This is a genomic window from uncultured Fluviicola sp. (assembly GCF_902168135.1).
Lineage (GTDB): Bacteria > Bacteroidota > Bacteroidia > Flavobacteriales_D > Crocinitomicaceae > Fluviicola.
Window position 1 is genome coordinate 24,438 of record NZ_CABHOL010000022.1, and the last position, 24,313, is coordinate 48,750.

At 41.4% G+C, this 24,313-nt stretch carries 16 protein-coding genes; 6 read left to right on the forward strand and 10 right to left on the reverse strand.

Annotated elements, in window-relative coordinates:
- Positions 1-56 precede the first annotated feature (56 nt).
- Complete coding sequence (locus QZT69_RS09015; protein WP_294673269.1) at positions 57-2,345, reverse strand: patatin-like phospholipase family protein; 2,289 nt, start codon at positions 2,343-2,345, stop codon at positions 57-59.
- A 123-nt stretch (positions 2,346-2,468) separates the two neighbouring features.
- Between QZT69_RS09015 and QZT69_RS09020 the strand changes: the two genes are divergently transcribed.
- Positions 2,469-3,614 carry a THUMP domain-containing protein gene (locus tag QZT69_RS09020; RefSeq protein ID WP_294673270.1) on the forward strand — a complete coding sequence of 382 codons (1,146 nt, stop codon included), beginning with the start codon at positions 2,469-2,471 and terminating at the stop codon, positions 3,612-3,614.
- Here the strand turns inward: QZT69_RS09020 and QZT69_RS09025 are convergent.
- The 4 genes from QZT69_RS09025 to QZT69_RS09040 form a co-directional block, all read right to left on the reverse strand.
- On the reverse strand, positions 3,611-4,663 hold the full coding sequence (locus tag QZT69_RS09025; protein ID WP_294673272.1) for a T9SS type A sorting domain-containing protein: 1,053 nt from the start codon (positions 4,661-4,663) through the stop codon (positions 3,611-3,613). The two genes, QZT69_RS09020 and QZT69_RS09025, sit on opposite strands and share 4 nt — an antisense overlap.
- Positions 4,664-4,948: 285 nt before the next feature.
- Positions 4,949-6,238, reverse strand: a complete 1,290-nt coding sequence (locus QZT69_RS09030) for a citrate synthase (RefSeq protein WP_294673274.1) — start codon at positions 6,236-6,238, stop codon at positions 4,949-4,951.
- 173 nt (positions 6,239-6,411) lie between these two features.
- Complete coding sequence (locus QZT69_RS09035; protein WP_294673276.1) at positions 6,412-6,696, reverse strand: hypothetical protein; 285 nt, start codon at positions 6,694-6,696, stop codon at positions 6,412-6,414.
- A gap of 3 nt (positions 6,697-6,699) precedes the next feature.
- On the reverse strand, positions 6,700-8,862 hold the full coding sequence (locus QZT69_RS09040; protein WP_294673278.1) for a S9 family peptidase: 2,163 nt from the start codon (positions 8,860-8,862) through the stop codon (positions 6,700-6,702).
- Between the two features lie 403 nt (positions 8,863-9,265).
- Here QZT69_RS09040 and QZT69_RS09045 point away from each other — a divergent pair, with 403 nt between their 5' ends.
- Genes QZT69_RS09045 through QZT69_RS09065 form a run of 5 tightly spaced genes read left to right on the forward strand, consistent with a single transcriptional unit; the run spans position 9,266 to position 17,016 of the window.
- On the forward strand, positions 9,266-10,312 hold the full coding sequence (locus QZT69_RS09045) for a T9SS type A sorting domain-containing protein (RefSeq protein ID WP_294673280.1): 1,047 nt from the start codon (positions 9,266-9,268) through the stop codon (positions 10,310-10,312).
- A gap of 51 nt (positions 10,313-10,363) precedes the next feature.
- Positions 10,364-13,081 carry a TonB-dependent receptor plug domain-containing protein gene (locus tag QZT69_RS09050; RefSeq protein WP_294673282.1) on the forward strand — a complete coding sequence of 906 codons (2,718 nt, stop codon included), beginning with the start codon at positions 10,364-10,366 and terminating at the stop codon, positions 13,079-13,081.
- An 18-nt stretch (positions 13,082-13,099) separates the two neighbouring features.
- The gene (locus QZT69_RS09055) at positions 13,100-15,385 is read left to right on the forward strand and encodes an endonuclease (RefSeq protein ID WP_294673284.1); all 2,286 of its coding nucleotides are present in this window, start codon (positions 13,100-13,102) and stop codon (positions 15,383-15,385) included.
- Between the two features lies 1 nt (position 15,386).
- A complete protein-coding gene (locus tag QZT69_RS09060; protein WP_294673287.1) occupies positions 15,387-16,097 on the forward strand; it encodes a 5'-nucleotidase C-terminal domain-containing protein in 711 nt (236 codons plus the stop codon).
- A gap of 1 nt (position 16,098) precedes the next feature.
- Positions 16,099-17,016, forward strand: a complete 918-nt coding sequence (locus tag QZT69_RS09065; protein ID WP_294673288.1) for a bifunctional UDP-sugar hydrolase/5'-nucleotidase — start codon at positions 16,099-16,101, stop codon at positions 17,014-17,016.
- Positions 17,017-17,070: 54 nt separating this feature from the next.
- Here the strand turns inward: QZT69_RS09065 and QZT69_RS09070 are convergent, their stop codons facing one another.
- The 5 genes from QZT69_RS09070 to lpdA all read right to left on the reverse strand — a co-directional run bounded on the left by QZT69_RS09070 (position 17,071) and on the right by lpdA (position 24,193).
- Positions 17,071-18,252 carry a hypothetical protein gene (locus QZT69_RS09070; protein WP_294673290.1) on the reverse strand — a complete coding sequence of 394 codons (1,182 nt, stop codon included), beginning with the start codon at positions 18,250-18,252 and terminating at the stop codon, positions 17,071-17,073.
- A gap of 11 nt (positions 18,253-18,263) precedes the next feature.
- Complete coding sequence (locus QZT69_RS09075; RefSeq protein WP_294673292.1) at positions 18,264-19,073, reverse strand: hypothetical protein; 810 nt, start codon at positions 19,071-19,073, stop codon at positions 18,264-18,266.
- A 56-nt stretch (positions 19,074-19,129) separates the two neighbouring features.
- Positions 19,130-20,776 carry a DUF1501 domain-containing protein gene (locus QZT69_RS09080; RefSeq protein WP_294673294.1) on the reverse strand — a complete coding sequence of 549 codons (1,647 nt, stop codon included), beginning with the start codon at positions 20,774-20,776 and terminating at the stop codon, positions 19,130-19,132.
- Between the two features lie 12 nt (positions 20,777-20,788).
- Complete coding sequence (locus QZT69_RS09085) at positions 20,789-22,426, reverse strand: DUF1800 family protein (RefSeq protein WP_294673295.1); 1,638 nt, start codon at positions 22,424-22,426, stop codon at positions 20,789-20,791.
- A 375-nt stretch (positions 22,427-22,801) separates the two neighbouring features.
- Positions 22,802-24,193 carry a dihydrolipoyl dehydrogenase gene (gene lpdA / locus QZT69_RS09090; protein ID WP_294673297.1) on the reverse strand — a complete coding sequence of 464 codons (1,392 nt, stop codon included), beginning with the start codon at positions 24,191-24,193 and terminating at the stop codon, positions 22,802-22,804.
- Positions 24,194-24,313: the final 120 nt, after the last annotated feature.

Here is a 24,313-nt window from a genome sequence, read left to right on the forward strand (position 1 = left end):
GTTTTCACTTAAGCAACTTTTGAACTTTTTACCGCTTGAATCTTTTGAACTTGTTTCTAACGGAAAGCTCGTTCGTGGAAAATAATAAAGCCGTAGGTGAACTGGAATGCCAATGGTGTCTTTTGCTTCGGGAAATAATTCAACGAAGCCCTGATTGGTCCTAATGGTGAATGGTATATAGCAGACAAAGAGGCAACCTGAGATTCTCCTTTAAACGGTTTCGAGTAGCCGAATGTGCCATCATCGTTTTGGGTAATGGAAATGAACGGCTGGTACCAATAACCATCCACGCGTATATCAATGTTCTTCCGAAGAGAGAAAATTACATTCAACCCACCTCCAATATACTGGGGAGACCGGTATTCGGCAAAGAAATAGGTTTGTAGATCCGGCAGCGGCTGAAATGCGTTCATGTTTAGAAGAGTTGCCGTGTAATTCTTGAGCAGAGAAAGGTTCGTGATACTTGCCAGTCCATGAATACCAAATGAAAAATACCTGGTGCTCAAAGGAAAGCTTTGAATTTCCCCGCGAATATTGAACCAGTGGTGTCCGTTCCTGTAATCGTAATTTTCCAATGAAGTGGATCCTGCAACACTGTGTTCCTTGGCAGCACTGTAAATGGCTTTAAATTGAGCAAGCGTTCCGGATGATGCCCACTGTTTCCTGTTCAGGGAATTGTGTTCCAAAATCATTACCAGGGAATTTCCATATAAAATGGTTTTGTCTGTAGTGTCTTTATTGGTAAATTCGGAACTTTGATAGTAGCGGTCCTGTGTTTCGAAATGCCTGTAATCGAATCCGAATTTGGAGTTGTTGAATAGGGGTAATTTGATTCCTCCTCCCACGTAGGCCTCATTTTGGACCAGGAAGGATGGTTTTTCATCATCGAAGAAAGTGGTGAAGCTTTTGAAATAATCCCAACGGTTAATAACTCCATAGAAACTTGCCGAAATCGGATAGTAGGAAGGAAAATGCAGGTCCACATTTGCTCTTCCCGAATTATAGAATTTTCCGAAATAACCTCCTGCCTGGATGGTACTGGCAAAACGGTCCAAACGCATGTAGTTTAATTGTATGAAACCGGTGTTGATGGCACGCGTACTGATAATTCCTCCCAGATCTATGCGGAATGGTTTGGCTTCGGTGACTTTGATGTTCAAAGCATAGGTCGAATCTTTTTTTACATCAAGTGTAGGGAACAAATACTTGATTTGCGGGGTAGCGTAAGTTCTGAAATAACGACGCTTAAAACGTATTCCTGATAAGGTTTCACTTTTCTTGTTTTTAAGAATGGATTTTCTCACATAGCTTTCATCCAGTCCGTATTTATTCGTTGTATTTACTTCAGATATAACAAGCGGATGGACACTGGCTTTGAAATCGGATCTTCTTTTGTTTAATTCTTCCGTTGAAACACGCAAATCAAGCATACTCTTGATGCTGTCCATCATGGCAAGTGTCGATTTGTAACCTGCATTGATGGCTTCGTCTACATCATCAAAGTCAAAGGTGCTGATTTCCGATTTCGGTTCAATAATGATTCCTGATTCACAGGGGATTTTGAACGAAGTATGTGTTACGAGCATGTTTGTCAGCTGACTGATCAAATCATCTTCCCGCGGTGGAGCCGCATTATACGACACGTTACTTCCGATGATGAAATCAACCGGGAAATTGTTGTACATGACATCAGACGGGAAGTTATTGTAAAGTCCGCCGTCAAAGTAAAGTACACCATTGATGCGAATAGGATTTACATAAAAAGGAAAGGTCATGGATGCTCTTACGGCCTCATTCAGCTGCCCGTTCGAAAATACAACACCTTTTTTAGCGACAATGTCACTGGCAACGCAGCGGAAAGGAACAAAAAGGCTGTCAAAATTGTATTGGGAAGAAGCACCGCTGGCTCCAAAGAGGCGAAGCATTTCAAAATCGAGTAATTCCGGACGAATAAAGTTTGTAGGAAGTGATTTGCTGAAAATACTGTCGAGGGAAAAAGGAAAACTGATACCTGATGCATTTTCATTGTCTTCACGCAGCAGGAATTCATAGCGTTGTTCGATTGCTCCCTTTGACATCAGCTGAAACTTGTTGCTTAAGACATAGTCTTCAATTTCCTGGGGAGAATACCCGCTGGCATACATAGCACCGACTAATGCTCCCGAAGAAGTTCCCGTAATATAGTTGATCGGGATATTGTTTTCTTCCAATGCTTTCAGTACACCAATGTGAGCAAAACCAGATGCGCCACCACCACTCAATACGATTCCAACCCCTTGAGATTGAACGAATAAAGGGGTGAAGCTTAGAAATAAGATTATAGTTAGTTGTCTTGCTAATTGCATTAAAGTCAAAAGTAATTTTTTTTTACCTAAACGCCTCTTCTTTTGCTTTATTTCTCTACTATTTAGAAAATCTCGTTGGTTTTGTAGTACTTTTGCCGGCGTATCAATAATTGAACTTGCTTTATGAATATTGTCCTGAAAACATTTTATGGTTTGGAAGATGTACTCGCTGATGAGTTAAAGGAACTTGGTTTTCCGGATAGTACAAAACTGAATAGGGCTGTTCAGATTGAGGGAGAATGGAAAGATGTTTATTTTTTGAACCTGCATGTGCGTTGTGCCATTTCGGTATTGGTCGAACTGCGCAAGTTTCCGGTTAAAACAGAGAAAGATCTTTATAATGAGGCGAAAAAAATCAATTGGTCATCTTTGTTTGATGTCCGAAAAACATTTGCGGTAAAAGGGGCCGTTCATTCAACTATTTTTAACCATTCTCAATTCCCTTTTTTGCTTATTAAGGATGCAATTGTAGACCATTTCAGGGATGTGAAAGGTGAAAGACCCGATATCAATGTGAAATCACCGCAAATTGTAGTGGATTTATACGTACGTGAGAATGAGGGGGTGATTTCCATAAACACAAGCGGTCTGCCTTTGTTTCAAAGAGGTTATCGCCAGTCAACGGGAGATGCGCCGCTCAATGAAGTAGTTGCTGCTGCACTTTTGCGCATGAGCGAGTGGGATAAGAAAACAACTTTGATTGATCCGTTTTGCGGGTCAGGGACTATTTTGATCGAAGCCGCTTTATTGGCGGCAGGAATTCCTTCAAATATTGAAAGAACTCATTACGCATTTAAGAATATGGCCAATTTTGACGCTGACTTGTGGGAGGAAATCCATTCCGGTGCCAATAAATTGGTAAAAGAACTGCCATGTACACTCATCGGAGGAGATATTGATTCACAAATGGTGATGAAAACCAGAAGGAACCTGCGTGGATTTTCTTTTGGAAGGTTTATCGAAGTCCACAATGCTTCTGTAGATGAGTTTCCTTTTCCGGAGGGACCAGCCGTTATGATCACCAATCCGCCTTATGGAGAACGTTTGGAAACGGATGTGGAAGATCTTTACGGAACTTTGGGAAGTATCATGAAACACCGTTTGATGGGATATTCCTGTTTTGTGATCTCTTCCAGCGAAGCAGGGTTCAAATACCTGGCTTTAAGACCGAATAAAAAATACAAACTCTTCAACGGGGACCTGGAATGTTCTTTCAGAAAGTATTCGATTTACGAAGGTTCCAAAAAGAGCGAAAAGACCGAAGCTTAAGGTGTAACGATAATACGTTCAGAGATCGTTTCTTCATTATCAAAGTATACGAATGTGTAGACTCCGATTGGTAGTGAAGAAACGATGATCTCGTTATTCTTAACAAAATCACTTAGGTTAATCTCTCTTCCTGAAGTATCATATAATTTGGATTCAAGCAGCGTTTTATAATCTCCGGTGATCCGGATCGTCCCATTTGAAGGATTTGGGAAAATGGTCAGCTCATTAGTGCTTTTCGGTTTTATGGAACGGATATCATGAAAACGCGTAGTTCCGTTAAAATCTGTCTGTGATAAGCGGTAATAGCTCGTAACATCCAAATATGCATCGTAATCATAGATTTTATAGCGTAAAGGTTCCGTACTGGTTCCTGCTCCCTTCATGTAAGAGATCGGTTCGAAATGAATTCCGTCCAGACTGCGTTCAACGGTGAAGAAATCATTGTTTAATTCTGTTTCTGTCCACCATTCGCATGCAACGGCTCTGTTCTCCAATGAAACCTGGAAAGCGGTTAGCTCTACCGGAAGAGCACTCATACAGTTTACGCAGGCAGATCCGCTGAAAGAAGTAGTGTAAGTGATAATTTCATCAGCTCTGTTCGCTCTTCCGGAAACTCTTATTGTACCGGGACCAGCCAGGGTATAACTGTCATTCAGCGTTGAATTGGCACCACCTTGCTGAAAAAGTTTGGAACCACCCGGAATATCCACTTTAACGACATCACAAGTCTGGCAATTTCCATCTGCTCCCTGAGATGTGCTGCAACCAGGTCTGTCTCTCATGGTAGCGCTGACTGTATAGGTACACCCGGCAGGAACGGTAATATCAACCTGCATGGGAAGATACCCGGAGCTGCAATTTCCGGTAGTTCCTGAACCGCAATTGGGACCGCCTAAACTGGTTAAGTTGCATCCGGCGATGCATCCGCATCCTGCTCCGGTAACACCAATCGCCCCGGATGGACATTGTGCAAATGAGTTTAATGAATACGCAAGAAAAAGAAAGGTAATTCCTGTTAGTTTTTGAAGTGTTGTTGTAGTTTTTTTCATAGTACCTGGGAAAAGTAAATTCATTCCATTGGAACAGGACAAATTTATTCCAGGTGTTTAGTAATTTGTTTATGAGTAAGTTATGGTTCGGATAAGTTATGAATTTTACTAAATTGATTTTGTTTAATTCAATTTGAAGAGAATGTTATAGCTTACGATGCTGATCGTTCCTGATTGCTTTTTCATTCTTTCATCAGAAGTACTGAGTCTAAAAAAGTACCGGGTGCAAAAAAAATAGGGGCACGATTGATCGCACCCCTATTCCTTTTGATATGTTTGATTAAATTATCCTCTTTTATCGATTTCCACGTAATCTCTTGAGACTTTACCTGTATAGATTTGTCTTGGACGACCGATCGGTTCGCCACCTTCAGACATTTCTTTCCATTGTGCAATCCATCCCGGAAGACGTCCTAATGCGAACATTACAGTGAACATTTCAGAAGGGATTCCAAGGGCTTTGTAGATAATTCCGGAGTAGAAGTCTACGTTCGGGTACAAACTTCTTGATTTGAAGTATTCGTCTTCCAAAGCAACTTTTTCCAATTTCTTAGCAATATCCAGTAACGGGTCATTGATTTTCAATTTCTCCAAGACATCATCTGCTGCTTTCTTGATGATAGTAGCTCGCGGATCGAAGTTTTTGTAAACACGGTGTCCGAATCCCATTAAGCGGAACGGATCATCTTTGTCTTTTGCTTTTAACACCCATTTGTCAACATCACCGCCATCATTGTGGATTTTCTCCAACATCTCAATAACTGCCTGGTTAGCTCCACCGTGAAGTGGTCCCCAAAGTGCAGAAATACCTGCGGAAATAGATGCGTACAAGTTTGCCTGTGATGAACCAACGATACGAACTGTAGATGTAGAACAGTTTTGTTCGTGGTCAGCATGAAGGATCAATAATTTGTTCAACGCGTCAACAACTACCGGATCCACTTTGTAATCTTCAGTAGGCATTGCGAACATCATGTAAAGGAAGTTCTTTACGTAATCGTATTCGTTCTTAGGGTACATGAACGGGTGGCGCATCGAATTTTTGTAAGACCACGCAGCCAATGTTGGCAATTTAGCTAACAAACGTAAGATCGTTCTATTCTTTTTCTCAGCACTTCTGTTCGGATCCAATGATTCCGGATAGAACGTAGAAAGAGAACAAACCATTGCAGATAAAACTCCCATTGGGTGTGCTTGTGCCGGATAAGCTTCAAAGAATTGCTTCATATCTTCATGCACCAAAGTATGCTTTGTAATGCTTGAAATGAAATCGTCTAATTGAGCCTTAGTTGGCAAATCTCCATAAATCAATAAGTAAGCAACTTCAATAAAACTTGCTTTTTCTGCTAATTGCTCGATCGGATAACCACGGTAATGAAGGATTCCTTCTTCACCGTCTAAGAAAGTAATGGCGCTGGTAGTAGCACCCGTATTTTTGTAACCTACGTCTAAAGTTACGTAGCCTGTTTCCTGGCGAAGTTTTGAAATGTCAATAGCCAATTCATTTTCAGTACCTTGTACAATCGGAAATTCATATACTTTTCCGTCTAATTCGATTTTCGCAATTTTGCTCATGATGATCTATAAGAGTATTATCTAACAATTTTAATAGCCGCACTAAATTAATAAAGAATTAAATACAACAATCCTCCCTTTACAATCTTTTTTTGCAAAATAACTATAGGTTATCCGAATACTGAAAAAAGCAGGGATTAACAGCTTGAATATGTGTGCGTGCCAAAAATAATTCAATTGGTCATTGCACCCGAAAGAACAGTCAATTTATTCCAACTGATGAAAAAATAAGCGGTATTTAGAAAACCTGCCAGGGAGTAGGTTATTCGGATGCGGGATGGTTTTTGTAAACGGTAAACAGAGTGTATCAAAACGGCACAATTGATTGTTCCGACAGGAATGGTAAGCAGCCCCAAAGACCATTCACTCCAATTGGAGCTATCCCCGTATTTGACTACTTGAATAGCTCCGATATTCAGGAGTGTCCAGCTAACGGATCGAATAATCGCAATCCGCAAGAGTTATAAATTTTTCAATGTATAATCCAGCATCATCGTATACAAGTGGTTTCTTGTATTCCCACCGTAAATTCCGTGATTTTTATTCGGATAAATGAAAAGATCAAACTGCTTGTTGGCCTTCACCAGGGCAGTTATGAATTCCATGGTGTTTTGGTAATGGACGTTATCATCTGCAGAACCGTGAATCAGTAAGAACTTCCCTTTTAATTTATCGGCATGATTTACCGGGGAGTTGTCATCATATCCCGCTGCATTTTCCTGCGGAGTCCTCATGAAGCGTTCCGTGTATATATTGTCGTAATTTCTCCAGTTCGTAACAGGCGCTACTGCAATTCCCATCTTGAAGACATCCGCTCCTTTTGTCATGGCAAGTGAAGTCATGAATCCCCCGTAGCTCCAGCCCATAATCCCGATCCTGTTCGGATCTACATAAGATTCTTTCTGAAGGTTCTTAGCAACGGCAATCAGGTCTTCTGTTTCCAGTTTTCCAAGCTGCAGATAAGTCGACTTTTTGAACTTGGCTCCACGGAACTGTGTTCCACGCGTATCGACACAAAATACGATGTATCCTTTGCGTGTTAATAATTCGTGGTAAAGGTAATTTGCTCCGTCATAATCGTTGGTAACCATATTACTTCCGGGCCCACAGTATACATTGAAATAAACCGGGTATTTTTTATTCGGATCGAAGTTTGCGGGCTTCATAATCCAGGCGTTTAGTTTTCCGTCAGCACCATCTACCTGGATAAATTCCTTCTGACTTAGATTCATTCCGTTCAATTTGTTCTGAAGTTCCATATTTGCTTCAAGTACCTGGATTTCTTTTCCGGTGTGGTCACACAACGCGTAAGTAGGTACAGTATTTGCACTGGAACTTGTGCGGATGAAATAGTTGAATCCCGGAGCGTACTCAGCATCATGGTAACCGGTTGCTTTTGAAAGCATTTTCTTATCTGTTCCTTTCTGGTTAATGGAATACAGGGTTTTATTGATTGCCCCGTTTTCAGAAGAGGAATAGAAAACCGTTCCTTTCTTTTCATCGATCCCGTATAAGTCTATTACATCCCAGTTTCCGGAAGTAACCTGGCTTAATTTTCCGTCGAAAGTCAAATGATAAATGTGGTTGTAACCGTCCTTTTCAGAAGTGCGGAGCATAGAATTGCCGTCTTTTAAAAGGATCACGTTATCGGCGTCCAGGTACGTGTCGGATTGTTCTTCATAGAAAACGTGGTCTGCCGGGTTTTCAGGGTTCGTAACCAGATGGTATTTCACCTGGCTCTGATGGCGATTTAAAGTAGAAACAAATACTTCATTCTTAATAGGTGACCACTGGAAACGCGGCAAATATTCATACGTTCCTAAATTGACATTTTTTATCGCAGCGGTTTCTGCGTTAGCAATATGGAAAGTTACTTTTGAATTGTCTTCACCTGCTTTCGGGTATTTGAAAGTATATTCATCCGGGTATAGTTTTCCGTACATCGCCATTTGAAATTGTTTCACGTTTGTTTCATCAAAACGCATAAAAGCGAGGTATTTTGAATCCGGAGACCATTCGAAGCCTTGTGTAATGGCAAATTCTTCTTCGTAAACCCAGTCTGTTGTACCGTTGATAATACTGTTTTGTTTTCCGTCGGAAGTTATCTGTTTGTTCGTCTTATTAACAAGGTCATAAACAAACAGGTTGTTTCCTGCTACATAACCGAGTTTTGTTTCGTCCGGAGAGAAAGTTCCTAAAGTTTGAGGAGTTTCTGTATTGCTTACCTTATGAGTTTCTTTTGTTTGAATGTTGTAGACATAGTAAGTGGTAGCATAACTGTGTCGGTAGATAGAAGCTGTATTCGACTGAAACAATAACCATTTTCCGCTTTTACTTAACTTAACATCATCGAATTCCAATGCTTTCCCGTCGAATTGGATTCCGGAAAGGTTAACGAGAACCGTTCCGGCACCTTTGTAATCCTTGAACTGGTATTTTTTTAATAAAAGCTGACCGTTTTCTTCAACGATTTTGGTGAATGACTGTCCATCGCTTAAAGCAGTGAAACCTTCCACGCGGTTCGGATAGAACTCACCCGATTTCCAAATACTTTCTACCGATAGGTTTTGAGCATAGCCGAATGAGAGGATGCAGATAAAGGAAAAGAATAATTTAAGTTTCATACAAATTGTGTTTTGGCAAAAATAACCAAAAACTGTTCCTAAGGGAGTGAATTATTGATGAGTGGTGTAAAATAGTTAACAGCTTGTTTAATATGGGTTTGATTGATGGTTGACTAAGTGTATAACCTTAGTTGATTGTTAACAATTATGTAATGTAAGAATGAATTATTTGCCTTAACTTTGCGTCGGAAATTTCCGGGTGTTCTCCTTGATGCTGTGATTTAATGCAGACTGAAACCATCTGGAAATACAATATTTGGTATAATGAAATAGAAATGAAACGCTTCCATAATAGCAAAGACTTCTCCCGAAGTACTTGGTGTTATTTTCCGGCTGACAGGCCGGGTGGATTTGTTATACCTGGATACCGTACTTTATCTATAATTCAAATAATCAGTAAGTTATGAAAAAAGCATTACTATTTTTAGGGATGTTATCTTCTGTTGCGTATGCACAGGATTGCTCGAAAATCTTCATTTCAGAGTACGTTGAAGGTTGGTCAAATAATAAAGCATTGGAGATTTACAATCCAACGAACCAAAGTGTTGACTTAAGCCAGTATTTTGTGGCGCGTTATTCTAACGGATCTTCATCAGCTACAAATGCAAACGCAGTTCAGTTGAGCGGCAATATTGCGCCATATGGTGTTTTTGTTGCGGTATTGGATAAAAGAGATCCTAACGGAACAGGTCAGGAAGCACCAATCTGGGATTCTTTGGAAGTGCGCGGAGATGGTTTCTTTAGCCCGGTATACAATACCAGTAATGCATTTTATTGGAATGGGAACGATGCTGTTTTGTTAGCGAAAGGAACATTGACAGGACCTTCTACCAATTCGATTACAACAGCAACTGGCTTCCAGATTGTTGATGTATTTGGAAAAATCGGTGAGAACCCTGCGAATGAAACAGGATCTTCTGCAAATAATGACGGAGCCTGGTCTTCAGGATTTCCTTACAATACAGGAGTTGGTGTTCAATTGACAAGTGATCATTCTTTGATTCGTAAATCAACAGTTCTAAAAGGAGTAACAACGAACCCTACATTCTTCAACCCACTAGGTGAATGGGATTCTATTCCTGCAGTAACTTATGTATACGATGAGAACGGGAACCCTATCTCAGGTGCAAATGGACCTATTTTGTTTGGTAACTGGTTCTCTTTGGGATCACATGATTGCGGTTGTAATCCGTTATCTGTTGGTGATCAAACGATCGAGGATGTATTGGTTTACCCGAATCCAACTAACGAAGGGGTGACTTTCATTAAGAATGCACAAGGAGTGAAAGAGGTAACAGTTGTAAACACATTGGGGCAGCACGTTAATCGTTTCTCAAACAATGCTTCTGCAGTTATGTCCGTAAATTTAGGATCTGATAAAGGAGTTTATTTACTTCGTATCGTTCACGAGAACGGTTCAGTTTCAACGAAGAGGGTAATTTTTAAATAATTATTTTATAACAAGGTCGGATTTTTATCCGACCTTATTTATTTGAAAAATATGTTGCGATTTATTACAACATTGGTCATACTATTCCCGATAGTTTGCTTTGCTCAAACATCGGTGGTAAGAGGAACCGTAAAAGATAAAGTATCAGAAGAGTATATTCCCGGAGCTTATGTCAGCCTGGGGACTTTCAAAGCTATTTCTGACGATAACGGAAATTATGAATTCAAAAACGTGCCTTACGGATCTTATAAATTGACCGTTGGAGCATTTGATTTTGATACCCTTCAGTTAACAGTCGTTATTAAATCGGAGGAAACAGTCATTAATCCTGAATTGGGCGGAAGCACGGAAATTGAAGAAATTCGTGTCATTGCAAATATTTCAATGGACCGTAAAACACCGATTGCTATTACCAAAATATCTGCCGAACAAATAGCCGAAGAATTGGGTTCCCGTGACCTTCCTATGCTTTTAAATGCTACACCCGGAGTCTATGCGACTCAAACAGGTGGTGGTGACGGTGATTCAAGGATTACTGTTCGTGGATTTGATCAGCGAAATGTCGGTGTTTTGATTGACGGTGTTCCGGTGAATGATATGGAGAACGGAGCTGTATACTGGTCAAATTGGTTCGGATTGGATGCCATTACCAACCAGGTACAAATCCAGCGTGGATTGGGAGCTACTAAGCTTTCAATGCCTTCAGTGGGTGGATCCATGAATATTGTAACGAACGGAATGCACAATCGCAAAGGTTTCTCATTCAAACAAGAATACGGAACCGGAAACTTTTTGCGTACGTCACTTTCTTACAACTCCGGAAGAACCAAAAAAGGATGGGGATTCAACTTCTCAGGATCTTACAAACAAGGAGATGGCTGGGTGGAAGGAACCAATACGCAGGGTGCTTTCTATTACGGGAAAATTCAAAAGTTAATCAAGAAACATTTGGTAAGTTTATCAGCTTTCGGTGCTCCGCAAAAACACGGACAGCGTTCATTCTACCAACCGATCCAGTATTGGGATTCACAAACAGCAGCCGATTTAGGTGTTCCGATCAACCAAAACGCAATTATCGACAGAGGTATTCGTTTTAATCAACATTGGGGGTATATTACAAATGCTGATGGGGAGAAAGAACGTAAAAATGAGCGTTTAAATTACTACCATAAACCGCAAATCACTTTAAAGGATTTTTGGCAGGTGAATAAAAAATTGTCTATCTCCAATATCGGCTATATGTCTATCGGTAGAGGCGGAGGAACACGTTTGGCAAACTCTGCCGGAACACTTTACACCCAGGACGGACATGTAGATTGGGATGCAATTGTTCAGGCTAACCGGGTAGATCAATTATTTGGCGGACCAAATGTGGACCTTGCTTATTCACCTACGGAGTTAAAGTCTACTCAAGTTCAGATCGCATCGGTAAATAATCATTTCTGGTTAGGCTACTTGGGTCAGTTCCAGTACGAATTGAATACAAAATGGTCCGTTTCCGGAGGAATTGATTACCGCTATTACAAAGGAAGCCATTACCAGGAAATTACGGATCTTTTAGGTGGGGATTATTATGTAAATACAAGTAATTTCAATGATCCGAACCCGATGAAGCGCAAAGGAGATAAAATTGCACTGAACACTTACAACAATGATCGTGATGGATTGGTACAGTGGGGTGGAGTTTTTGGTTCCGTGGAATACAGCGGGAACAGATGGACAGCCTTTTTAAATCTTTCCGGAGTAGTGAATGCTTACAAAGGAGTTGATTATTTCCAGCGTAAAGTATTGGATTTGGGAGATACGGTTCTTAGAATCGGTGCGAACGATACGATTAATTACAATGGAAATACTTATACGGCATCTTCTCCGGGTCTGGAAGACTATGCTACTGATTGGAAAACAATTCCCGGAGGAACAATCAAAGGTGGTGTGAGCTATATTCTGAATGAAAATTCAAAACTGTTTGCCAATTTGGGTTATTTGTCCCGTACACCGCAGTTCAGCAATGTTATTGATAATAACACAAATACTTTCTTCCGTGAGATCAAGAATGAAATCATCCAGGCGGTTGAATTGGGTTATAGTTTCTCTAATAAGTATTTCGGAGTAAATGTAAACGGGTACTTTACCAATTGGAAAAATAAACCGTTCCCTTATGGTATTGCTATCCCTGATCCGAATGACCCAACTGCAAGTATTTATTTGAACATTAACGGAATGGATGCTATTCATTACGGGGGTGAGTTGGATGTTGCTTACAACATCTTCAAAAACCTAACTGCCGAGGCAATGATATCTCTGGGTGATTGGACATGGAACTCTTCTGAGACTTTTTATGTGCCGGAATTGGATTATTCCTTTACATTTGATGCAAAAGGAGTACATGTAGGTGATGCAGCCCAGACAATGATGAATTTCAGTTTGAGATATGAACCGATCAAAAAATTGTACTTCAAGATTCAATACCAATGGTTTGACCGCTATTACGCAGCATTTAATCCGTTCTTTTTGCAGGGAGCAGATGCTAGAAGAGAAGCATGGAAATTACCTTCTTATGGTTTAATGAATGGATTTGCAGGATATTCTGTGAATATCAAAAAAGTGAATGTTTTCTTCAATGCAATGGTCTCGAATATTTTGAACTCGAAATTCATGGCGGATGCAACAGATAGTTATTATGCTCCAAACAATTCAGATGCTCAGTCCGCTTCAGTCGTATTTGGACAGGGGTTGAGATTTAACCTGACTTTGGGAGTTAATTTTTAATACGGAAAAACAACAGCAATGAATAAATTTTGGATGTTAGCTTGTGTATGTTTGGCTTCACTTTCTGTGAATGCTCAGGCGACGATTGCAGATGCACGTAATTTTGCAATCGGACAAACAGTTACAATTAAAGGAGTTGTAACAAACGGTAGTGAGTTGGGACCGATTCGCTACGTGCAGGATGGTACGGCAGCACTTCCTGCTTATGGTACAACTTTAAACAGCGTTCTTCGCGGAGATTCCATCACCGTAACCGGAACATTGTATGATTACAGCGGGTTATTGGAAATTTCTCCTACGACCAGCTTTACGAATCACGGAGCGGTAACATTGCCGAACCCATTGCCGGTTCCGCTTTCAGCAATCAACGAAATGATCGAATCCCAATTGGTTCGTGTGGATAACGTAACATTTACAACTACAGGGTCTTTTGCATCCGGTAACAGTACGGTACAGATTTCGGACGGAACAACAACTATGGATGTTCGTATCAACGGAACTACTAATATTGATGGTACTGCTATTCCTACAGGACCTGTTTCAATCATCGCTTTGGTTGGTCAGTTCAACGCAAACTACCAGTTGGTTCCAAGAGCATTGAATGATATTTTTGCTTACGTACCTCCTGCTAAAGAAATCAATGTGACAATCGGCGGAACAACTTACCTTACAGGAAGCCAGTTTGCTGTTGGTACAACAGCTTCAACTACTGTAACAATTGAGAATACAGGTGCGGGTAACTTAACGGTTTCCGGTGCATCCTTTTCAGGAGCTAATGCAGCAGATTATTCTACAACTTTCACTAACGCAGTCATTGCAGGCGGAACTTCAAGTACACTTACTGTGAACTTCACTGCCGGTGGAACAGGATCTCGTTTGGGAGCTTTAACTATTGCTTCGGATGATTCGGATGAAAGTGCTTATGTAATTAACTTATATGGTATCGGTACGGATAACCTGGCTACTGAGCCTGCAGCAAATCCAACCAACCTTACATTCCCTACAAATAAGCCGTATACATTCAGCGGCTCTTTTACACCGAGTGCAAATACTGAAAACTACCTGGTTGTTTATACAAAGAATGGTACACCGGTTTCCGGAGCTCCGGTTGACGGAACAACATATAAAAGAGGAGATGTTGTTGGAAACGGACAAGTTGCTTACGTAGGACCTGCAGTGAATTTCTCACCACGCCACGTGATCGCTAATGAAACTTATAACATTGCTGTTTTCTCATTCAACGGTCCTGCAACATTTGAAAACTACAAGACAACTGCTCCGCTTACAGGAACGATTACTTCCCAGGGAGAGCAAATTGGTAATTACTACAATACAATCGATCACTCAAGCCCAACATTCCTGACTTCTTTGACTTCTTTGATCAATCCGCATACTGTTATTTCATATACGAACTACAAATCAACAGTGATGGCTCAGTTTGAAGTGAGAGATACAACACTTGGAAGATCCTATGTGGTTTGTTCATATACGGGTGAGCGCAAGGTTTTTGACGATCCGTTCGATTGGACCGCTGTTGGATATTCCCGTGAGCACACGTATTCTCATTCCTGGATGCCAACTTACCCGGCAGACGGAAATCCTGCTAAGCCTGAATATTCTGATCAGCACAATTTGTATCCTGTAAACCAAAATCAGGCAAACTCTCCAAGAAGTAATTTACCGATGAATGAAATTACCGGAAGCGTAGTATTCAATTACATGAACGGAAGCGTTGGTTACAATGGTTCACAATTGGTTTACGAACCAAGAGACGAGCAAAAAGGAAACGCGGCCAGAGCGATGTTTTACATGGCAACTGCTTATAACGGAATTTCCGGAAACAACTGGCAATTGCCAACCAACCAGGATCAGCAAATTTTGAAAACATGGCACAATGCCGATTTGCCGGATAATTATGAAATTGCTCGTAACGAGTACATCTTCTCGCAGCAGGGGAACAGAAACCCTTATGTAGACAGCGTTCATTTCACTTGTTATGTAAACTTCTCCAATATGTCTTATATCGCTGCAGGATGTGGTGATTTGGGAATCAACGAGCAATTATTGCAACAAAACTTAGTGGTGTTCCCGGTACCTGCTCAAACAGAAATGTTCGTACAAGTAAACGGAACACAAATCACAGATTATAAAATTGTTTCAATCTCAGGTCAGTTAATCGAAAATAAGTCTAACTTAACAGCTGATGTATTGAAATTGAATACAACTGAATACAAAGCAGGAACTTATTTGATTGAAGTAGAGACTCCGTTCGGAAAAGCTACGAAATCATTCATTATTGAATAATATGAAGAAACAAGTTTTTCTTTTTTTTCTAATAATAGGAGCAGGTCTTACGGCCTGCTCTTATCATTTACAGGTAACAGGATCAAAACAGAATGTAGACGATTCAGGTAAGTCATCTGTCGAAATGGATTCTTTAATTGCGCCCTACAGAAGGGAAATGATGAAAGAATTCGGTCAGGTGATCGGTGAAGCTGAAACAGACCTGGTTACCGGGAGGCCGAATTCTACGCTGGGTTTTTGGTTGTGTGACAAATTGATCCAGCACGCAAAAGACAGTTCGTTTTTTCGAAATGAACCTGTCGTGGCATTTATCAATATCGGAGGTTTGAGAGCTGATCTTCCGAAAGGAAAAATCACAGTAGGAGATATTTACAAAGTTATGCCTTTTGATAACCGCATGGTGTTTTTAAAGCTTTCATTGGATAAGATCCCCGAAATGGAAGCTTATTTGAAGGAAAAAGGCGGGGAACCGATCGGCGGATTCAAACTGGAGAAAGGGAAATTGGTGTTTCCGGATAACCTGGCGAAAGAGAAAAATTATTTCTGGGTCGTTACTTCAGATTTTTTGGCGAACGGCGGCGATAATATGTTCTTCTTTAACAAACCTTTGCAGCGGTTTGATACGAACACCCTCTTCAGGGACTTCATTATCGAAGCTGTTAAAAAAGAGCAAAAAATTGTATTTTATCCCGAAGAAAGAATAAATTGGTAAGATGGAAAGAAGATTATTTTTACAGCAAACAGGGGTGGTTGCAGGTGCTGCGATGGTTGCTCCTTCACTGATCAGCGCAAAGAAAAAGCCCAACAAATTAGTGATCCTCCATACTAACGATACCCATTCCAATATTGATCCTTTCCCGGTTAATCATCCGAAATTTCCGAACATGGGTGGAGTTTCCAGAAGAGCCAGCCTGATCCAATCCATTCGCAACCAGGAAGAAAATGTACTGCTGCTCGATGCGGGGGATATTTTCCAGGGTACACCTTACTTCAACAAGTTTAAAGGAGTATTGGAAATGAAAACCATGGCAGCGATGAATTATGACATTGTGACGCTAGGTAATCACGATTTTGATATTGGGATGGAAGCTTATAAAAGTGCTTTGTCGCATGCTTCTTTCCAGGTAGTAAACGCTAATTACGAATTGAGCTCAACTCCATTGGAAGAAGTTGTAAAACCATATACCATCATCCGAAAAGCCGGATTTAAGATCGGTGTTTTTGGAGTTGGGGTAGATCTCCAGGGATTGGTGCCCAATGAGAACTGGAAAGGATTAACTTACCAGGACCCCATTGCTGCAGCTCAAAAGCAAGCAGATGCTTTGCGTAAAGAGGGTTGTGATGTAGTGATTTGCTTGTCTCATTTGGGATACGAATACAAAACAAACCAGGTTTCGGACAAAGTATTGGCAGCATCTACCCACGGCATCAATGTCATTATTGGCGGTCATACACATACATTCCTGGAAGATATGCAGGAATTCAAAAATAAAGAAGGAAAAGCGGTTTTTGTAAATCAGGTTGGTTACGGTGGTTTAAAGCTTGGCCGGATCGATATCGAATTATGCCCGGATTCGGGCAAATTCACCATTGCATCGATCAATCAGTTGCTGGACCAGGATATCGTTTAAAATAAAAGGATAATGTGTGGGCGCGCGATTAATCGCGCGCCCACGTTTTACTAGTTATTCCGGAATCTCTTCCAATTGATCCTTGGATAACTTCATTAGTGCAATTCGATCAAAACTTCCCATAATTTTTGCCTGAATCAGAATATTCAGTTCTCCGGCTTCGGTTTGAATGAAATCACAAGCAGTAACCGGAATGTTTTTTCCAAGGTACTTTTTCCCGGCTAAAGCTCCGCTCGACTTATCATAAAGACTCAATAACAACTGATTGCTTCTGGTAGAGGACAAAAATGCTTTATAAGATGTACCGCCAATTGAAAGTTCTTTAATAAGTACCGGCTTTTGTGCATCCAGTTCGGAATGTCCCTGAGCAGAAATCGATTCGGTAATATCGATTGTTGCCGGATTCAGAGCTGCGTTGGCATTGTAGTAAATGTTATCGTAAGAAAAGCGCGCCAGTGAGAATTGGTTTCCGCCTGAAGGCGAAATAGCAGCCAGACCACCGTTAAAACCAGCCCCGTTGTAAACTCCTGCAAAGTTGAGGTTCTGGTCCAGGAAGATCAGGGAAAAACTGTAGTTGTAAAAACCGTTCATGACTATGTAATTGTTCTCCGGAGTAGAACTTACGAAAAATGGCATGCGTTTCCCGTTAAATGTAATGTGATCTACGATACGGTCTTCAACATCCGTGAAAATATCCAGGTCTGCTGATTGAACGATTGAACTCAAATCCAAAGTCAATTGATGGATTCCAGTCTGCATACTCAGGCGGTTGTAATTTTGAATATAAATATTTTGCCCGGAATTGTAGGCGTAAGTCGGATAGAGAATATCCGTAAAAGCAGCTACTTCGGTTGTGGACTGAGTATTTTCATCAATTTTCAGGACGTAGGTAAACAATCCGACAGCATCCATGCAAACCAAATAGTTCACTCCGTTACTTTTGATCAGGCTCGGAACTGCATTGACATAGTTTTCCGGTAATTCGTAATTCCATACAAACTCTCCTTTAGCATCCACTTTCATCAAATGAATTCGCCAGCCGTCGTAGGCACTCATTACTAAGTATCCGTCATTTGCAGCAGAAGTGGTCATGCTCAAAGGATGGAAATGTTTATTCCCGTTCTGATCATCGTAGATCTTGATAAAAGGGACTTCTTCTTCTTTCACTTTCTTTTTACAGCTTGAAAATCCGATTCCCAGCCCTAAAAAGATCATTGAATAAATAATTAGTTTCATACGAATTCGGATTAATGTCTGCTTTTTCTAAGAATTCCCAGTGAAATGGAGTTGTCTATCGGGAACATTACGCTTAATTGAATGTCGAGGTTCATAAACTTCAGCTGGTCCGGAACGTCCAGGTACTGCATGCTTAAACCGGTAAAATCAGCGTACCGGTTTTGGTCGCTGACCATGGAACGGAAGCCGTAGCGGAAGTTGCTTTCCAGGCTGATGGCGAAGTAATTGGCGAAATAGGTGAACCCGACTCCAGCTGTCAGTCCGAAATTAGCTTTAAGTAAATGTTCTGTAAAATCCGTTTCACCGGTTCTGTCAGCTGTTTTTTTATCTACTTCTTCATTGATGGTATAATCGTAGAAGATTGTTTTTTTTGCCTGGTGCCTGAAATTGGCATAGATTCCTCCCTGGATGTAAGGCGAGAATTGTGAAACGGTAAAATCCCAGCGTACCAGTAAGGGGAGGTTCACAGCCGAAACTTTTTGCTGATGCATCATTTCCAGTGCGAAATCCGCTCCGTTTACCGTATCCGACCAGGAATAGGCCGTGCGGTAATTGTAGCTGCTGTTTTGGTAAGCCGGCTGAAAAACAATTGCCAGCTTCTTTTTGAAGGAATAGGAGAAATACAGACCGAATTGGGAACCTTTGTTCTTAAATAATCCCTGGTAGTCTTTTTCCGAATTCGCGTTTTCCTGGGAAGATTGCGGAGTTGTTACCAGGAGGCTGTAATCCTTTACTACTTTAGCAGCGCTGAAATTCATTCCACCGGTAATGCCGAGATAAATCCGGTTGTTTCGGTGAACAGTGTATTTTGTTTGTGCCATCCCCTGAAAAGTAAGCAGGATGGTTAGTGAAAGAAATAAAATTCTGTTTAACATCATTATTTGGAAAGGATTACTTTTTCAGTTAGGACAACACTGTCATTTGCAATTAAAGTCACAAAGTAAGTTCCGTCGGCATAGCGGGATAAGTTAAAATCAACCGCGTGTTCTCCGGGAACGGTAGGTGCATCAGTAATGTGTCCGATGGATCTGCCGGAAATATCCTTGACCTCAATGTGGACCTTGGTTTCCTTTTTCAGAACATATGAGATACTGATACTTGAATTGGAGGGGTTCGGATAGCATTTGAGCCACAAATTTTCTTTGAAAAGCTCAGTAACACTGAGTTCCTTACAGCGAACATAATCCACACGACTGGAAACGAAATTCTCGAATTTAATGTGCTCGATAGCCGCATCAGGAGCACCGAACCAATCTTTGACCACAGAGGTGAAAACCTGCCTGTAATCATGCTGCAAAGGAATGTTTCCGTTTTGCAGGTTTGATAAATCGGGATTGTCTCCATAGACACCCGGATTCAGGCAAGTACCGTAAATAAGCATCGGAGCTGCATTTCCGTGGTCGGTTCCATAACTTGCATTGGAAGCTACGCGGCGCCCGAATTCGGAGAAAGTCATGGTCAGAACCCGGTCAGCAAGTCCTAAGTTTGTCAAATCATCGTAAAATGCTTTTACAGCCGATGAAATATGGTACATCAAAGCCGCGTGTGAGCCCATGGTCGTGTTATTAGTGACAACCTGGTTGGCATGTGTGTCGAATCCACCGATCCTGCAAAGGAATATCTTCGTTCCGATTCCTCCGCTGATCAAACGGGAAATAATTTTCAATTGTGGAGCCAAAGGGTTGTTTAACGAACCGCTCGGAGCGATATACGGATATAAATCCGGGTAAACTGTTCCGGAGTTCGTTCCGGCATCGTAAACATCTCTCAAACGCTCTGCATAGTTGTTAGACTGTCTTTCGATCTGCATGATGTATTCAATCTCATCACCCGCATGCGTAGGAGGGAAGTTGGTAGGTTCTTCGGCCCCAACGCTGTTTATCAGGTTGTAGAACGCATCCGGGTTTTGAATGGAAAGCCCGGCCGGAATTCCCTGGTTCCTGTGGAATGCCAGAGAAACCCCGGTTCCCATTTCAAGTGCCAGCGGATCCGGAACAGTGGTATTCGGATAACCTGTCGGATAATCCGGATAATAATGCTCAAAATAACGACCCATCCAGCCGGAGTTGAAGTAGTCGTCGTAATTTCCACCCATATACCAGACATCTCTGCTTCGGAAATGTGAACCATTCATGTTTTCATAAGAAACATTTTGAACGATTGCCATATTCCCGGCATCATACATGGCTTTCGAACCAACCATATCCGGGTGAAGCCCCACCTGTTTATTGGCAGGTAAATTGGGGTCCAGAGTGATGTAATGACGTGTTCCGCTTTGAGGAATGGCAATATTCGGTCTCAAATTGTAATAATTGCCGTATTGGTTGATCGGAATGACCATGTTCAACCCGTCATTTCCACCGTGCATTTGGATCAGCACCAGGATTTTGTCGTTCAGACTGGATTTAGCCATGTTCTCCAAAATACCGTCCGGCTGGACTAAATTCAATGCAATACCATTAAATTTTAAGAGCATTCCTGTTCCCAGCAGAGATGAAATGCGTACGAAGTCTCTTCTATCCATAGGGCGTAGTTTTTAAAATAATTGGTATTCCGGTGTCTGCATCATTGCCATGAAAAGGGATTCCAACTGCAAACGCACGTTGACATCGCTGCTCGTATTCACATAATTATTCCATTCGGCTGTCCAGTTTGCGGCCGGAAGCTGATCGAGTAAAACAGTATCTCTGAAATAATTAAAGCGGGTTGTATCAATGGTGATGGGGAAAAGCCAGTCAACCAATTCCTGGACAAGAATAGTTGCATCCCCCGGATTGGAACAATTTGTTTCAACAAATTCCACCACATCGAGTTTCAATAGATTTCCACCCATACCGGTAAATCCGGTGATTAATAACTCGGAGAATTTGTAGCGGTTTGCCAGGTAATTGGATGAGATCCAAAACCGGTGATATCCCGGGAATTGGTAATATGGTTCGTAGCCTGCTACGTCGTAAGGTTCAAAAAACTGAAGTCCCTGGAGGTCCAATTGTCCGATAAGCTGACCATACATTTCATAATGTGCTGTCAATTGGGTTGTTTTGTCCGGGACCGTTAAATTGAACAAACGCATCGTTCCGATAATCAGATCCATCGGTGATTTAATGATCGCACCGATATTGTTGTCTTCCGTGATCGGCGTATCCAGGTCGTAAAAATGTTCGCTTTGGAACAAAACTTCAAGTACGGAGGTAATAGTATAGTTGTTGCTGACCAAAGTTGCTGCCAGTGGTTCAATAATATCCGTTTCGATTTCTGCTGTTATATCGTAGTAAACGAATTCCCGGTAAATCCTTCTGCAAATGTGTTTTGCGGTATGCGGAGAATCGAAAACCATATTAACGATATCGTCTAATTCGGTATAAACTGCAGCTACGGCCGCATTCGTTCCGGTAACACTTCCTGTTTGGATGACCTGATTATTGAATGCACTTGAGAACTGCTTGGATGTAACATCGTGCTGGGAGGAAGTCGTTGCCGAACCCTTTACTTTTCCGGTTGGAATATTCGTCACCGGGTCGATGGTTTGAAAAGAAGGATCAATTCCCCATCCTGTCAATGCTTTGGTCAATGCCTGAACATCCTGCTCGGTGAAGTTGGTATAATTCCCCAGGCTTAATTCTTCACCTTTGCCTACGGTATATAGCTCCAGGAACTCACGTGCGAAATTTTCCTGCGGAACACCTTTGATATTCAGGTTCCCATCCAGGTGAAGGAGCATGGCGTTATCGATTACAAGTGCTTTCGTAAGGTCTTTGTAATTCCCCAAAGCATAGTAGCGTAGTAAACGCAGGTAATCAATCGCAAACTGCGGATTATTCTCAATCCGGGTCATGATCATCGGGAAATGTGTATGGTAGAACCAAATCATCCTTTCGGTGAGATTTGCCCCGCCGGCCCGCATGTTTTCCATCCACCAGCTGCGGGTATAATCCGCCAGGTTTGTACTGGTTGGACTTACCGTATTGGGGAAAATCCAGTCGGTTCCGCTTGAAGGATCAACGGGAAAGGGAGGGACAGGCTGAGTTTGGATAAGCGCGTTGACAGCAGCTTGTGCCGTCATCCCTGCAAAACTGGTAATATCCTGCAGTTTTGGTCCCATAGTAGCACGACGCAGTAAATGCGCGGCTCTTTGAGTGCCTAAAGCTCCTGCAATCGGATTGAGTGAAGCCATAAGTAACTAGTTGTGTTCGTTATTTATAAAATCAAAAGTACTAAGTCAATAACTTCAGTTAGACTTATCAGGAGAGAAGAGAGAATCAGTTCTGTGTGTTTTAGAGAAACCAAGGTAGAATTTTTGTTTTACATTTTCAATAAAATTCAAAGATCAGGTTCAATTTTATCACCAACGAACTTAGTTCTTTCCGGCTTGGTTGTTTTTTGTAGTAAGGGAAAAGAAGCTGTTGAACGAATTCGCTAGTTGGTATTATTTTTTCATGGAATGAATAAATAAAGGGTTCGGCTGAATATTTTTTGACGGAATTTGATAGAGGTATAAAACAGGTAGGGCCGCGGTTAATCGCGGCCCTACCTGTTTTTGGTTTATTTTTTACAAATGGATCACTTCACCGTATGCCGCAGCAGCAGCTTCCATCACTGCTTCAGACATGGTTGGATGCGGGTGAACCGTTTTGATCAATTCTTCACCGGTTACTTCCAGTTTACGGATAGCAACGATCTCAGCGATCATTTCGGTCACGTTAGCTCCGATCATGTGAGCTCCTAATAATTCACCGTATTTCGCATCGAAGATCAATTTTACGAAACCGTCTTTCGCGCCTGCAGCAGATGCTTTACCGGATGCAGAGAACGGGAATTTACCCACTTTGATTTCCATTCCAGCTTCTTTTGCTGCTTTTTCTGTTATACCAACAGATGCAACTTCAGGAGAGCAGTAGGTACATCCCGGGATATTTCCGTAATCCAATGGCTCCGGATGGTGGCCTGCAATTTTCTCCACACAGATAATTCCTTCCGCAGAAGCAACATGTGCCAACGCAGCTGTAGGAATAACATCTCCGATTGCGAAGTAACCAGGGATATTTGTCTGGTAGAAATCGTTTACAAGGATTCTTCCTTTGTCAACAACGATTCCCAATTCTTCCAATCCGATGTTTTCAATATTTGCCTGGATACCAACTGCAGAAAGAACTACATCACATTCGATCTTTTCTTCTCCTTTAGCTGTTTTCACAGTAACCACACATCCTTTTCCGGAAGTGTCTACTGATTCAACAGATGCATTTGTCATAATGTTGATTCCTGCTTTTTTGAAGGATTTCTCCAATTGCTTGGATACTTCTTCGTCTTCGATAGGAACTACATTCGGTAAATATTCTACGATAGTAACTTCTGTTCCGATTGCATTGTAGAAATAAGCAAATTCCACACCGATAGCTCCCGAACCAACAACAACCATTTTCTTAGGTTGCGTTTTCATGCTCATTGCTTCGCGGTAACCGATGATCTTAGATCCGTCTTGCGGTAAGTTCGGTAATTGGCGGGAACGGGCTCCGGTTGCAATGATGATTCCTTTATCCGCAGTATATTCAGTTACTTTCCCGTCTTCTCCGGTAACAGCTACTTTTTTTCCTGCTTTCAGAACGCCGGTTCCCTTAATCACATCAATCTTGTTCTTCTTCATCAGGAATTGGATTCCCTGGCTCATTCCGTTGGCAACACCTCTGGAACGATCAACCATTCCTCCGAAATCTGCTTTTGAATCCTTCACGGTAATTCCGTAATCAGACGCATGTTGAATGTATTCGAACACATTCGCACTTTTTAATAATGCTTTTGTTGGAATACATCCCCAGTTCAAACAGATTCCACCCAATGAATCACGCTCTACAACTGCAGTTTTCAAACCTAATTGCGATGCGCGAATAGCGGCAACATATCCGCCGGGACCACTCCCAATAACTATGATATCGTAATTCATTTCTTTTTTCAATAAAATGTAATGGGACGAAATTAATCAATTCTCAGGAATTGTGAACGAATCTACCTGCGAATTCACACAGATAATACTTATCGCTAAGATATGAACCTGTTTCTCCCG

Bases quoted from the DNA above. Each gene is read 5' to 3' on its own strand.
- QZT69_RS09015 (WP_294673269.1), bottom strand. From the start codon at position 2,345: ATGCAATTAGCAAGACAACTAACTATAATCTTATTTCTAAGCTTCACC.
- QZT69_RS09020 (WP_294673270.1), top strand. From the start codon at position 2,469: ATGAATATTGTCCTGAAAACATTTTATGGTTTGGAAGATGTACTCGCT.
- QZT69_RS09025 (WP_294673272.1), bottom strand. From the start codon at position 4,663: ATGAAAAAAACTACAACAACACTTCAAAAACTAACAGGAATTACCTTT.
- QZT69_RS09030 (WP_294673274.1), bottom strand. From the start codon at position 6,238: ATGAGCAAAATTGCGAAAATCGAATTAGACGGAAAAGTATATGAATTT.
- QZT69_RS09040 (WP_294673278.1), bottom strand. From the start codon at position 8,862: ATGAAACTTAAATTATTCTTTTCCTTTATCTGCATCCTCTCATTCGGC.
- QZT69_RS09045 (WP_294673280.1), top strand. From the start codon at position 9,266: ATGAAAAAAGCATTACTATTTTTAGGGATGTTATCTTCTGTTGCGTAT.
- QZT69_RS09050 (WP_294673282.1), top strand. From the start codon at position 10,364: ATGTTGCGATTTATTACAACATTGGTCATACTATTCCCGATAGTTTGC.
- QZT69_RS09055 (WP_294673284.1), top strand. From the start codon at position 13,100: ATGAATAAATTTTGGATGTTAGCTTGTGTATGTTTGGCTTCACTTTCT.
- QZT69_RS09060 (WP_294673287.1), top strand. From the start codon at position 15,387: ATGAAGAAACAAGTTTTTCTTTTTTTTCTAATAATAGGAGCAGGTCTT.
- QZT69_RS09065 (WP_294673288.1), top strand. From the start codon at position 16,099: ATGGAAAGAAGATTATTTTTACAGCAAACAGGGGTGGTTGCAGGTGCT.
- QZT69_RS09070 (WP_294673290.1), bottom strand. From the start codon at position 18,252: ATGAAACTAATTATTTATTCAATGATCTTTTTAGGGCTGGGAATCGGA.
- QZT69_RS09075 (WP_294673292.1), bottom strand. From the start codon at position 19,073: ATGGCACAAACAAAATACACTGTTCACCGAAACAACCGGATTTATCTC.
- QZT69_RS09080 (WP_294673294.1), bottom strand. From the start codon at position 20,776: ATGGATAGAAGAGACTTCGTACGCATTTCATCTCTGCTGGGAACAGGA.
- QZT69_RS09085 (WP_294673295.1), bottom strand. From the start codon at position 22,426: ATGGCTTCACTCAATCCGATTGCAGGAGCTTTAGGCACTCAAAGAGCC.
- lpdA (WP_294673297.1), bottom strand. From the start codon at position 24,193: ATGAATTACGATATCATAGTTATTGGGAGTGGTCCCGGCGGATATGTT.